The following is a 13,400-nucleotide window of genomic DNA, read 5'->3' as shown; positions in this document are numbered from 1 at the left end:
ACGCATGAAGTGGAGCATTCACGGCAACGGGAAGACCATCACCGAAGGTGAGGTTGTTGCCCCGGATGAGCGGCTGCATTGGCCGCAGACCATTTCGATCGGAGCCCAGCATATTCTGGCGATGTTCGGCGCCAGCATCCTGGTGCCGACGCTGACCGGCTTCCCGGTGACCACCACGCTGCTGTTCACCGGCGTCGCGACGATCATCTTCTTGCTGATCACTAAGAACAAGGTGCCCAGCTACCTGGGCTCCTCCTTCGCGCTGATCGCCCCGGTGATGGCCTCGAAGGTCGGCGACGACTTCTCCGCGGCGCTGGGCGGCATCGCGATGACCGGTGCGGCGCTGTTCATCGTCGGCGCGATCGTGGCGAAGACCGGCACCCGGTGGATCCACGCGTTGATGCCGCCGGTGGTCATGGGCACCATCGTCGCGCTGATCGGCTTGAACCTCGCCAGCGCCACGCTGGCTCCGATGCGCGACTTCCCGGCGACGACCTTCCTCACGGTGCTCGCCGTGGTGCTGTCCACCGTCGCGTTCAAGGGGCTGCTCGGGCGCCTGTCGATCCTGGTGGGCCTGGTGATCGGCTACGCGATTGCACTCCTCCAGGGCCAGGTGGACTTTGCCGCCGTGGGCCAGGCCGGCTGGATTGGGCTGCCGCAGTTCCATGCCCCCAGCTTTGATTTCAGCGTGGCGTTGATGTTCCTGCCGGCGGTATTCGTGCTGATCGCCGAGAATATCGGCCATGTGCGCACCGTGGGCATCATGACCGGCAAGGACCTCTCCGAATTCAATGGGCGAGCGCTGATGGCCGATGGCGTCGGAACCCTGGTGGCCGGCATGGGCGGCGGCTCGGCGACGACCACCTATGCGGAGAATATCGGCGTGATGGCCGCCTCGCGCGTCTACTCCACCGCGGCCTACTGGGTCGCGGCGGTCGCCGCGATAGCGCTGGCCTTCCTGCCGAAATTCGGCGCCCTGATCAATACCATTCCGGCCGGGGTGATCGGCGGTCTGGGGATCGTGCTGTACGGAATGATCGGCATTATCGGTGCCCGGTTGTGGATCGAGGCGAAGGTGGACTTCCAGAACCCGGTGAACCTGATGACCGCCGGAACCGGACTGATTATCGCGATTGCGGTCACCACCGATCTGAGTTTCGGCCAGTTCCAGGTGGGCGGCATCGCGCTGGGCACCATCGCGACCCTGGTGGTTTACCACCTGATGAATACCGTGGCCAAGCTGCGCAATAGCAACCTTGAGCCGGTTGAGCGCTAAGCCAAGACCGAAGAACCAGCCGGCATTGTGATCAAGCTCATGATGCCGGTTTTCTTTTGCCCTGCCGGAAATGCCCGGCGTCGGCGCCTCGTCCGATTTGCGCGGGATTTCGGGGCTGGGTTGCGCGGATCCCCGCACCGCCCGAACGCCTATTGTAAGGATTCTTTCCAAATTATGGCCGAGCTCGCATGAACCGGCGGCCCGCACGGCCATAAAACCCGCTGGAAATGTTTTGCGCCCCAGCCCAATCCGATAGCATGGCTCCTTGTGACTGCGACTACATCTGACGGAAAGATATCCGCTCGACTCATCCTGATCGCCCTCGGCGCTGCCCTGGGTGGGTTCGTTTTTGGATATGACTCATCAATCGTTAACGGCACCGTGGACGCTGTCGAGCACGAATTCGGGCTCAACGCGCTGACCATCGGTTTCACCGTTTCCTGCGCCCTGCTTGGCGCTGCGCTCGGCGCCTGGATCGCCGGAATGGTCTCCGAACGCATCGGACGCGTACGCACCATGGTGATCGCCTCCGCGATGCTGCTGATCTCCGCGCTGGGCTGCGGATTGTGCGTCGGCGCGTTTGACCTCATCATCTGGCGCATCGTCGGCGGCATCGGCGTCGGCTTCGCCTCGGTGATCGCCCCGGCCTACATTGCCGAGGTATCCCCCGCCAAGCACCGCGGACGCCTGGGCTCCATGCAGCAGATGGCCATCGTGCTCGGTATCTTCGTAGCCTTCCTGGTCAGCGCGCTGCTGGTCTTCGTGATGGGTTCGGCCGACGCCATCGGCTGGTTCGGCCTTTCGGCCTGGCGCTGGATGTACCTCTCGCTGGCCATCCCGGCAATCCTCTATGGCGTGCTGGCCATGCGCCTGCCGGAATCCCCTCGCTATCTGGTCGAGCGTGGCCGCTACGTCGAGGCGGCTACCGTACTGACCCGCGATATGGGCATGCTCCCGGGGGCCGAGACCGAAGCCAAGATCGAAGAAATCCGCACCACCGTCCACGTCGAGCGCCGCCAGGTGTTCAAGGATCTGCTCGGACGCTTCGGCTTCCACCCGCTGGTCTGGGTGGGCATCCTGCTCTCGGTCTTCCAGCAGTTCGTCGGCATCAACGTGATCTTCTACTACTCCACGACGCTGTGGAAGTCCGTCGGCTTTGCCGAATCCGATTCCTTCACCATCTCGCTGATCACCTCGATCACCAACGTGGTGGCCACGATCGTTGCGGTGCTGCTGATCGACGTGCTCGGCCGCAAGCTGCTGCTGATGATCGGCTCGTCCATCATGACCGTGTCATTGGGCATGATGGCCATCGCCTTCGCCCAGTCGGTCACCATCGACGGCGCAGTTTCCCTGCCCGGCAGCTGGGGCATCGTGGCGCTGGTCTCCGCGAACCTGTTCGTGGTTGGCTTCGGCGCGACCTGGGGACCTGCCGTCTGGGTGCTGCTCGGCGAAATCTTCCCGAACTCCATCCGTGCGCTGGCGCTCGGCGTTGCCGCCTCCGCCCAGTGGATCGCCAACTTCGCCGTCTCCACCACCTTCCCGGCCCTCGCCGAGGCAGGCTTGGCGTTGGCCTACGGCATCTACGCGTTCTTCGCACTGCTGTCGCTGATCTTCGTGATTTTCCTGGTGCGCGAAACCAAGGGACGCCAGCTCGAGGAAATGACCCTCTAGGATAAGAACTCCTCCGGGGCAAAAGTCGTCGGGTGGACACCATGCGGTGTCCACCCGACGACTTTTTTATTGTGCGGGCCGGCAGCCCTCCGCGCACGATCCGCTTTGGCTACCAGGGCTTGTTGGGCACCTCGACGCCGGCTTCACGTTGCAGCGAGAGCACATGCTCCAGGCTCGGACGCCCGGAGAGCTGCGGCCCCTGATCGCGCAGGGCCACCCGGTGGCGCTGGCCGGTCTGCAGCACGATCTCCTCCCCGCGCACCCAGAGGCTTTGCGGCCCCTGGCCGGTGAGGGAGAATTCGATTCCGCTGGCGTCGAGCAGCACCTTGATCACCGAACCGTTATAGGCCAGCTGGAAGCGCAGGGATCTGAAGCGCTCGGGCAACCGCGGGTCGAAATGCAACCGCTGGTCATCGTCGCGCAGCCCGGCGAAGCCATTGACCAGCGCGGCCCACACCCCACCGGTGGACGCCACATGCACCCCGTCGGCGGTATTTCCGTGGAGGTTTTCAAGGTCGACATTCAACGCATGTTCGAAGTAGTCGAAGGCCAGATCCCGATAGCCGACCTCGGCCGCAAGGATTGACTGCACGGTGGCCGAAAGCGACGAGTCTCCGGTGGTCAATGGGTCGTAGTAGTTGAAATTGGCGAGTTTCTGCTCGGCGGTGAAATCGCTGGAGCGCAGCCATAGCGCCAGCACCGTATCGGCCTGCTTGATGACCTGGAAGCGGTAGATCACCAATGGGTGGTAGTGCAGCAGCAGCGGACGTTTATCCGGTCCGCTGGCCTCAAGATCCCAGACCTCGCGATTGAGGAAATGCTCGTCCTGCGGGTGGATTCCCACGGCTTTCGAATACGGGATATGGATTCGTTCGGCCGCCAGCTGCCAGGTGGAGATCTCCGCTGAGTCTAGTCCCATCCGCTCGGCCAGCTCGGCATAGAACTGCGGGCGCCGGGCGGCTAGCTCGCCTAGCAGCTGCGCCGAACGGCGCAGGTTAAAGCGCGCCATCACATTGGTGTAGGTGTTGTCGTTGACCACCGCGGTGTATTCATCCGGGCCGGTCACCCCGTGAATGTGGAAGCTGCGCTGTTCCCCTGAGTCGCGCCAGAAACCCAAAGACGCCCACATCCGGGCGGTGCCGACCAGAATTTCTGCGGCGCCTGCCTCGAGGAACTCGTCGTCGCAGGCGGCGTCGAGATAGCGGTTGAGCGAATACACCACGTCGGCGTTGATGTGATATTGCGCGGTACCCGCCGGGTAGTACGCGCTGGCTTCCTCACCGTTAATGGTGCGCCAAGGAAAGAGCAGCCCCTCCTCGTTCATGATGCGAGCCCGGCGCGTCGCCGCCGGGATCATCGAGATCCGCGCGCGGAGCGTATTTCTGGCCCACTGCTGGTTCGTGTAGGTCAAAAACGGCAGCACATAGATTTCGGTGTCCCAGAAGTAGTGTCCGGAATATCCGTTGCCGCTAACCCCCTTGGCACTGATTCCTAAACCGTCGGCTCGGGCCGAGGCCTGGGCAAGCTGGAAGAGATTCCAACGGATCTTGCGTTGCAGGCTCGGATCGTCGCTGTCCACCAAAACGTCGCTGCGCTGCCAGTAATCCTTCATAAATGCGCGCTGTGCACGGAAGTGCTCGTCGATCCCTCGGGGCACCAGATGATTCAGCGCGCGGCTTGAACGCTGCAGCATTTCTTTGGCCGGATGGCGGCGCGAGGAGTGGTAGGCCGCGAACTTGGCCACGCGCAGCCCCTGGCCCGCTTCGAGGTTCGCGCTGGAGACCTCATCGGCGCGATCAGGCTTCGCCGAACGCTCGGTATGGATCTGGGCGCTGGCACCACCGGTGGTATTCACCAGGTGTTCCACGACTGCCGACACGGACATATTGGAACCCGCCACGGTGTAGGAAAGCCCGAGGCGGGGTCCTTCCTCGATGTGGCCGGCCGGGTGCAAGGGATTATCCGAGGACTCCTCGGACTTGCGCGGGTCCTGGCCCGAGTCGAGATCGGCCGGGGAGGATACCTCCGGTTCGGAGCGATAGCCGATCACCGAGGACTGGATCAGCACATGAGCCGGCCCGTCGAGCAGGCGCACATGCAGGTCTTGGAGGGCTAGGTGCCGGTCGCTGAAGGAGATCATGGTCCGTGCCGTGACCGCCACCCGATGGCCTTCCGCGGTGCGCCACAGGGTCCGCGAAATCAACGTGCCTTCGCGGAAGTCCAAGCGCAAGTCATCGCGGAGCATCTCGGTTCGCCCCACCTCCAGCGCCTCGTCGTTGATGAACACCCGCAGGGTCCGGAAATCTGGGGCGCTGATCATCGTCTGCCCGGTTTCGGCCAGCCCGAACGCGCTTTCCGCGTGGCGGATCTGCCACGTTTCGTGCAACCCGTTGAGGAACGTCCCGGCAACTTGCTCGCCCAGTCCCACCTGTGCCGAATGAGCGCCAAGGAAGCCGTTGCCCAGAGCGAAGACCGTGTCCTGGGCGCCCGTCTCATCGCGTTCGGCTTCGCGGGTGATGGACCAGGGGTCAAAGTTCCAGGCCTGCACCGCGGAGGCGGACACCAGCTCGCTGAGGTCCTGGACCACGAAGTGCGCACCAGCATCCAATAGCTGTTGCTCATTGTCTTCACGTGCCACCCCGACGACCATGAAGCCGCCCTCACGGGCGGCTTGCACGCCGCTGCTGGCATCCTCGACGACCACGCACTCTTCGGGGCGCCAGCCTAGGTCCTTGGCGGTAGCCAAGAACGTGGCGGGCGACGGCTTGCCAGGCAGCTCGCGTGCCGCTGCCTCGTGCCCGCCCATGATGGTGTTGAAGAACCCAGCCAATCCCGCGGCTTCCAGCACCGAGCGGGCGTTGCGTGATGAGGAGACCACTGCAACATCCAGACCTGCCTCCAGCACCTGCTGCAGGTAGTTGCTAGACCCGGAATAGGGCGCAATCCCATCGCGCTCCAGCACCGCGGTGAAAACCGAATTCTTCAGATTTCCCAGCGCGCACACCGAGGTGTACCCCGCAGGGTCATTCGGATCTCCCCAGGGCAGCGCTATCCCCCGGGATTCGAGCACGGCACCGACGCCCTCATAGCGTGGCCTGCCGTCGAGCAGTTCGAAATAATCCGGGTCGGCATAAGGCGGCACGCCCGGGTGTTCTTGGGCGAAAAATCCGGTAAACAACTCTTTCCATGCCGCACGGTGCAATAGCGCGGTAGGTGTGAGAACTCCATCCAAATCAAAAAGGACGGCCTTGAAATCACGGTGGCGGTACGTCGGGCGTGCAGCGTTCACGATCGAAATCCTTCGTCGAGGAGCAATTATTGGCCGTAGACCCAACGGTAGCAAGTGATCTCGCTTGCATCGACATACTACGATTAGGATTGTGGCTCAGTGGATAGATGAATGGAATAGCGAACAATGGCGTGAGTCTGCCGCCAATTGGATCGATGAGGCCTGCTCCGCCTACGGCATCGAGCGTGTCGCGGGCCCGGATTTTTGGCCGGCATCCTTGGACCAGGTTTCGGCGCTGGTAGGGACCGACGCGGCCGAGCTGGTGTTTAAGGCGAACGCGCCGGGACTGGCAGCCGAAGCTGCGGTGACGATCACCGCCGGCGGACTGCAGCCCGAACGCGTGGTGATGCCGCTGGCAATCGACCGCATGGCCGGCTATATGCTCTCCCCCGATTTTGGCCATACCCTGGCGGATTTGGGCGACAGCGCGGAGAACTGGCAGCTGGCGCTTGCCTCACTGGGCTCCTTCCAGGTGGCTTTGATGGGCAACGAAGAGGCCTTCTTCGACGTCGGCATGCCGGTGGTGGATCCGCAGTTCCTCCCAGAACAGTTCGAGCAGGCATTGACCATGCATGTGTCTCTCGAGGCAAACCATCCGTTGCATTTGGACCCGCAACAGGCCGACGCTTTGCACGGCCAATTAAAGACCCTTTCCGACGCCTGCGAAGCCTTGCATCGCGGTCCCATCCCGCTGAGCCTGGAACATGGCGCCTTCGATTTGTCGCAGACGGTGGTGCCCTCGGAAAAGGGCCAGCATGCGCGGATCACGAACTTTGCGACGGCCCACTGGGCTCATCCGTTTTCCTCGCTGGCGGCCCCACTGGCGGCAATGACCCAGTCGTGGAAATGCCGGACCGACGACGAGCGCGTGATGCGTGCCCTGGGCGCCTACCTAGGTGAGTTCGCCGCATACGGTAGCCCCGACGAGCTCTATGACTTAGTCGCCCCCGCATGCCTAGTGGCTCCGCTATCCCAGCATGAGACTTGGTTGCGGCTCCTGCTTGACGCGGACGATGAGCATCTGCAGGAAAACGCCGCATCAGTCTTGGACACCCTGTTTATAAACTAAAAAGCCTGGCGGGGAATTAAACATTCCCCGCCAAGCTTATATTCAGATCAAATCATGTGTTTGCTATTCAACGGCAGAGCGCATCTCGTTCAACGCGTTGGTTGCCGCATCTTGCGGCGACTGCCGCTTGAAGAAGATTTCCATCTCGTAGCGGTACAAAATGTCTTGGATCTTGCTGAATCCCATTGGTGGAATTGGTTCAGACCCTGCCAGCTCACTTTCAATTCCGGTGACGAACTCCGCTGAAGCGGCCTCGATTGGCTCAAGGTCGGACACTACCAAGTCGCGAATCTCCGTGTTGGCCGGCAGCCCGCGGTCCATTTTGTTCAGCTCGCCAGCTTCTTCGGAGTTCACCATGAAGTCAATGAACTTCTTGACCTCTTCGGGATGCTTGGACTTGCTGTACCCGGACATCATCATCGATGACTTGTACCAAAGCCCGTTGTCTTCGGCTTCGCCCGTGGAGCTAGGCAGGCGCAGGGGCACCAGATCAACACCGGCCGCTGCGGAAAGCGAGCCGAGCTGGTTACTCCACCACATGCCAAAGGCCGACGTACCGGTGCCGGTCATGGAACGATCAGGCCCGGCATTCTGATTCTCGGCTAGAACCGAGGCCACTGGATAGGATCCACTGTCCAACAAGTCCTGGTGGTGCTGGAAATAGCCGGCAAGATCCTCAACGGTCAAACCAAGCTCTCCGGATTCAGTGGTTAAATGCTTATCGGATTGCCTCAGCCAGGACTGCAATCCAGCGGGTTCATTCGGCGCCTCGGAACCGTATTTCCCTTCGGCTTTTTCGCTAACGGTTTTGGTGATTTCGCGATAATCGTCCCACGTCCAAGTCTTGTCGTCCGGGATATCCAGCCCAGCTTCCTTCAAAACCTTGGGGTTTGCGGTCAACGTAAACGAGTTAATTCCCGTCGTGATGCCTACCAATCCATCTTCGGTAGTGCCGTTGGAAACGGAAACCTCTTCAAAGTTGGAGACGTCAACACCGTCAAGATCGAGAAGCGCGCCACGGTCGGCGTATTCGCGAAGGTACTTGTCGTCCATCTGGATAATATCCGGGGCATCATTCGAGGCAACTTGGGTAGCGAGCTTGTCCCAATATCCGCTCCAGTCCGAATACTCGCCCTGAACGTCGATATTTGGATTCTCTGCCTCGAAGGCCTCGATGATCTCATTGGTAGCCTGCGCCCTTGAGTCCGAACCCCACCAGGCGAATCGCAAACTCACCTTTCCATCGGCGCTGTCAGCCGCGTTCCCACCTCCGCCGCACCCCGTCAATGCCAGCGCTGCGACCGCAGCTATGGCAAGGGACTTGGTTAGTCGTTGACCGGCATTGCGACGCATGCCTTCGGACCGTTGTTGATTGTTCATGGGCTCCTCCTTGGATGGGCGAGAACTCGCGAGGGTTTACTCAGTGTCGAGACATCTGTGCGCCGACGCGAATGGAAAGCGCTTCCCAAGTAATCTAGATGTGATTCAGCTCACGAGTCAAGGTCGAAGTGGGAATATGTCGATGACACCTTTGAATCGAATGATTCCAAAAAGGTATCGACGGATCAGCGATTCCCGGTGCTTTCCCGCAAAACCGGGGTTCCCGAAACGACCAGCAGCTTCGAATCGCTATGCGTAAGAACCATCTCGCCGGCCATGCGGCCCATTTCTTCGAGCGGCAGGCGGGCGGTAGACACCGACGGGGTGACATCAATCAGCGTTGGGATGTCGTCGAAGCCGGCAATCGCAATATCGCCGGGAATCCGCAAGCCGTGCTCGCGAATTGCGCGAATCGCCCCCAGTGCCATGACGTCAGATACGCAGAAGACACAGACCGGATCGGTGTATTCGGTGGATTGATACCGTCGCAAGTAGTCGCTCATGACCAAATAACCCCCCTCGCGCGAGAAAGCTCCGTGGAGCACTTCCTCAACCGGCACGCCGGAGCGCTCAAGCTTGGACACAAACCCGTCGGCACGATGTTTCGCGGTCACCAAGTTCGGGTCGCCGGCCAAAACGACAAAACGGCGATGACCGGCCTTGAGCAGTTCCCCGGCCAGGTCGCTTGCGGTCCCGGCGTTATCGACCTGAATTCCGCCCGTTGCGGGAAAGGTTTGCCCAATCATCGCCACTTGGCCACCATTGCTCTGGTAGCTTTCCAGCAATTCCATGAGCTCCTGATCACCGCTCAAGCGCCGGGTTCCCGAGATGATAATAGCGTCGGTCCGGTGTGACATGAAGGCGCGAACGGCAGCTATTTCCCGGTCATGTTCCGCGCCAGTACTGGTCAGCAGCAGTTGGATGCCACTGGCGTCCAGCCCGCGCTGCACCCCGCGTGCAATGGACGAGAAATACGGGTCGGCAATGTCGTGTACCACGAGGCCCACCAGCTTTGTCGAGGATCGGGCAAGCGCTTGCGCCTGTGCGTTGGGGAAATAACCCAATTTCTCTGCCGCCGCACGAACTCGGAGGGAGATTTCCTCGGCAGGCTTGCGCGCCGACCCGTTCAGTACGCGCGATGCGGTTGCCAATGAAACTCCGGCTTCATTAGCCACGTCAGTTAGTCGAATAGCCACATGAAATCCTTATCACCCATTGCAATTTTGAACAAGCTTATCTCCCTGAACGGAGATGGTTGACACACTAATTGGGCAACACTATCGTGGAAAGCGCATTCCCATTTCCTTTCTTGAACAATCCCTTGCACGAGGAGCACCCCCATGACAGAACCACGAGTACTTCGCATCGCCATGAGTGGCATCACCGGCCGCATGGGCTATCGGCAGCATCTGCTCCGCTCCATCCTGCCGATCCGTGATCAGGGAGGAATTACCTTGCCCGACGGTTCCAAGGTGACCGTCGAGCCAATTCTCGTTGGCCGCAACGAGGCGAAACTCAAGGAACTGGCCCAGCTCCACAACGTTGAGCACTACTCCACCGACCTCGACTCGCTAATCAACGACGGCTCCGTCGACATCGTCTTCGACGCCTCGATGACGTCGCTACGCTACGACACCCTGTCCAAGGCCATCACAGCCGGTAAGCACATCTTCACCGAAAAACCGACCGCCGAAACCCTTACCGAAGCGGTAGACCTGGCGCGCCAAGCCAAGAGCAAGGGCATTACCGCCGGCGTAGTGCACGACAAGTTGTATCTGCCAGGCTTGGTCAAACTGCGCCGGCTTGTCGACGAGGGCTTCTTTGGCCGGATCCTGTCCCTGCGCGGAGAATTCGGTTACTGGGTCTTCGAAGGCGAAATCCAGGAAGCCCAACGTCCGTCGTGGAACTACCGGCTGGCCGATGGCGGATCGATGACCACGGACATGTACTGCCACTGGAACTACGTCCTCGAAGGCATCATCGGCAAGGTCAAATCAGTTACCTCCAAAACCGCAACACACATCCCCACCCGGTGGGATGAAAAGGGTGCGCCCTACGAGGCAACCGCGGATGACGCCGCCTACGGAATCTTTGAACTTGAAACTCCTGCCGGAGATCAAGTTGTTGCCCAGATCAACTCCTCCTGGGCGGTGCGTGTCTATCGCGACGAGCTCGTTGAGTTCCAGATCGACGGAACTCACGGATCCGCGGTGGCAGGTCTGAACAAATGCGTCGCCCAACAGCGAGCCAACACACCCAAGCCGGTCTGGAACCCGGACCTTCCGGTCACCGAATCCTTCCGCGATCAATGGCTGGAAGTGCCAGCCAACGCGGATCTGGACAACGGGTTCAAATTGCAGTGGGAAGAATTCCTGGCCGATGTCGTGGCCGGCCGCGAACACCGCTACGGCTTGCTGTCGGCCGCTCGTGGCGTGCAGCTTGCCGAGTTGGGCCTGCAGTCCAGCGCCGAACGGCGCACCATCGACATCCCGGAGATCACCCTGTGAGCCAGCAACAAGCACAACCGACGATCATCCTGCCCAACGAGCACGGGGAACCCTACAGCTACACGCTCTCCGGCCCCGGCGATTTTCGCCGCCCCTCCGCACCGATCAGCACACGTAAGGTCTACGCTGCGGCCCACGTAATTCCGCTGATGACCGCCGATAACACTCCGGGGGCACCGGCCGCCTTGGACTGGGAAGCAACCTTGGCTTACCGCCACGAACTGTGGTCCTACGGTTTAGGCGTCGCCGATGCCATGGACACCGCTCAACGTGGCATGGGCTTGGACTACGCGGCGACCAGGGAACTCATTCAACGTTCCGCCGCCGAAGCGGCAAGGGTAGTTGCCAGCAATAGCTATCCGGCGCTGACCGGGCGTAGCGTGCGTGACCTGCTGGCCTGCGGAGTCGGCACCGACCAGCTGGATCCGCTCAGTGTGCAGGCCGGCGACTTGGTCCGGGTCACAGACGCCTATTTGGAGATGCTGGGACTCGTTGAAGGGTCCGGGGCGAAGGTCATTTTGATGTGTTCGCGGGCGCTGGTCCGCGCCGCCGAATCGTCCGAAGACTACCTGAACGTCTACGGCACCCTGCTGGAGGCCGCCACCGAACCGGTGATTCTGCATTGGCTCGGGGAAATGTTTGATCCAGCGCTGGCTGGCTACTGGGGGGACACCGATATCGAGACGGCAACCGCCACCTTCGCCAGCCTGGTGGAGAACCATGCGGCCAAGATCGATGGCGTCAAGGTTTCGCTTTTGGATGCCGAGCATGAAAAGTATTTGCGCGCACGGCTGCCACAGGGTGTCCGTCTCTACACCGGTGACGACTTCAACTACCCGGAACTTATCCAAGGCGACGGCACCAGGCACTCCGATGCCCTGCTAGGCATCTTCGCTGCAATCTACCCGGCGGCCTCGACCGCGCTGCAGGCCTTCGATGCGGGAGATGGACAGCGGGCACGCACCATCCTGGATTCCACTCGGGATCTGGGACTGCATATTTTTTCCGCACCGACGTTCTACTACAAGACCGGAATTGCCTTCCTTTCCTGGCTCAACGGGCACCAAGCCGGTTTCCAAATGGTCGGCGGACTGCATGCCGGCCGCTCGATTCTGCATCTGGTGCGCACGTTTGTCCTGGCCGATCAGGCCGGTCTGTTGCTGAATCCCGAGCTAGCCGCTGAACGCCTGAAACAGCTATTGGAAATTAATGGCGTGTTCTCCCCCGTCCCAACTCTGACTGGAGTCGCATGAGCTTCGAACTGGCACTGAACACCGGCACGACCCCTCAGCTGAATCTGCGCGAAGCAGTGCAGGCAGCGGCCGAGGCGGGCCTGAGCCATATTGGTCCCTGGCGCCACCTCATTAGCGACGTGGGCGGGGCAGAACCGGCGGCGAAGATCATCGGCGGCGCCGGGTTGAAGGCAAGCACGCTGTGCCGCGGCGGTTTCCTGACCAGCAATTCGGCTGCGGGGCGAAGCGAAGCGTTGGAATCGAACCGCGAAGCGATCCGCGAGGCTGCCATCATCGGAGCCAACGAGCTGATTATGGTTGTGGGCGGGCTTCCCGCCGCCGCGCATATCCTCGGTGGACAAGGGGACAGGGCCGACAAAAACATTGTTGCGGCCCGCGATCGCGTCGCCAAGGCCCTGGGGGAATTGGTTCCCTACGCCGCCGAACATGGCGTGCGGCTGGTTCTCGAAGCCCTGCACCCCATGTACGTGGCCGACCGCGCGGTGCTCTCCACCTTGGGCCAGGCCCTGGACTTGGCCACTCCCTACCCGACTTCGACCGTGGGTGTCGTGGTGGATACCTTCCACGTATTCTGGGATCCCCAGCTTCAAGCTCAAATTCAGCGGGCCGGCCACGAGGGACGACTAGCAAGCTACCAGATCTGCGACTTCAACCTCCCGATCGCCCGCGATGCCCTGCAGTCACGGGGCATGATGGGCGATGGATACATTGAGTTCGCTTCCATCTCCCGCTGGGTCGCCCAAGCCGGATACCGCGGTCCCGTTGAGGTGGAGATCTTCAACGAACAAGTTAATAATCAAGCCGCGGCGCTGACCATTCGCACCATGAAAGAGCGTTACGAGCAGCTAGTGCTCCCGCACCTCAATGAAGCTTCCGGGGTGCTTCCGGCGAGTGCGGCCAACTAGCTCGTATCCCTATTTCACTTAGTCAACGACATTAACCAAGGACGGGT

At 61.1% G+C, this 13,400-nt stretch carries 9 protein-coding genes; 6 read left to right on the top strand and 3 right to left on the bottom strand.

The features are described from left to right. Positions 1-4: 4 nt before the first annotated feature. On the top strand, positions 5-1,276 hold the full coding sequence (locus ACT3UA_RS02415) for a uracil-xanthine permease family protein (protein WP_096282954.1): 1,272 nt from the start codon (positions 5-7) through the stop codon (positions 1,274-1,276). A 267-nt stretch (positions 1,277-1,543) separates the two neighbouring features. Then, the gene (locus ACT3UA_RS02410) at positions 1,544-2,950 is read left to right on the top strand and encodes a sugar porter family MFS transporter (protein WP_444615433.1); all 1,407 of its coding nucleotides are present in this window, start codon (positions 1,544-1,546) and stop codon (positions 2,948-2,950) included. 109 nt (positions 2,951-3,059) lie between these two features. On the opposite strand, the gene ACT3UA_RS02405 is transcribed toward ACT3UA_RS02410, so the two are convergent. Beyond that, positions 3,060-6,239 (bottom strand): HAD-IA family hydrolase, encoded by a 3,180-nt coding sequence (locus tag ACT3UA_RS02405; protein WP_444615432.1) that lies wholly within the window; start codon positions 6,237-6,239, stop codon positions 3,060-3,062. Between the two features lie 91 nt (positions 6,240-6,330). Between ACT3UA_RS02405 and ACT3UA_RS02400 the strand changes: the two genes are divergently transcribed. Then, positions 6,331-7,308 carry a hypothetical protein gene (locus ACT3UA_RS02400; RefSeq protein ID WP_444615431.1) on the top strand — a complete coding sequence of 326 codons (978 nt, stop codon included), beginning with the start codon at positions 6,331-6,333 and terminating at the stop codon, positions 7,306-7,308. Between the two features lie 63 nt (positions 7,309-7,371). Here the strand turns inward: ACT3UA_RS02400 and ACT3UA_RS02395 are convergent, their stop codons facing one another. Both ACT3UA_RS02395 and ACT3UA_RS02390 read right to left on the bottom strand, forming a co-directional pair. Beyond that, positions 7,372-8,688: an ABC transporter substrate-binding protein gene (locus ACT3UA_RS02395; RefSeq protein ID WP_444615430.1), complete on the bottom strand. Its 1,317-nt coding sequence runs from the start codon at positions 8,686-8,688 to the stop codon at positions 7,372-7,374. 185 nt (positions 8,689-8,873) lie between these two features. Beyond that, complete coding sequence (locus ACT3UA_RS02390) at positions 8,874-9,863, bottom strand: LacI family DNA-binding transcriptional regulator (protein ID WP_444615429.1); 990 nt, start codon at positions 9,861-9,863, stop codon at positions 8,874-8,876. Between the two features lie 165 nt (positions 9,864-10,028). On the opposite strand from ACT3UA_RS02390, the gene ACT3UA_RS02385 reads away from it, so the two are divergent. The 3 genes from ACT3UA_RS02385 to ACT3UA_RS02375 are packed head-to-tail and all read left to right on the top strand — an operon-like array spanning position 10,029 to position 13,353. Continuing rightward, entirely contained in the window at positions 10,029-11,195 is a 1,167-nt protein-coding gene (locus ACT3UA_RS02385; RefSeq protein WP_096282950.1) for a Gfo/Idh/MocA family protein, read from the top strand. Then, complete coding sequence (locus ACT3UA_RS02380) at positions 11,192-12,448, top strand: dihydrodipicolinate synthase family protein (RefSeq protein ID WP_444615428.1); 1,257 nt, start codon at positions 11,192-11,194, stop codon at positions 12,446-12,448. Before ACT3UA_RS02385 ends, ACT3UA_RS02380 begins: the two co-directional genes overlap by 4 nt. Further along, positions 12,445-13,353, top strand: a complete 909-nt coding sequence (locus ACT3UA_RS02375; protein WP_444615427.1) for a sugar phosphate isomerase/epimerase family protein — start codon at positions 12,445-12,447, stop codon at positions 13,351-13,353. Before ACT3UA_RS02380 ends, ACT3UA_RS02375 begins: the two co-directional genes overlap by 4 nt. Positions 13,354-13,400: the final 47 nt, after the last annotated feature.

This window comes from Glutamicibacter sp. 363 (assembly GCF_052379505.1).
Classification (GTDB): Bacteria; Actinomycetota; Actinomycetes; order Actinomycetales; family Micrococcaceae; genus Glutamicibacter.
The sequence above is the reverse complement of the archived record's forward strand: the minus strand, read 5'-3'. Positions and strand labels throughout refer to the sequence as shown.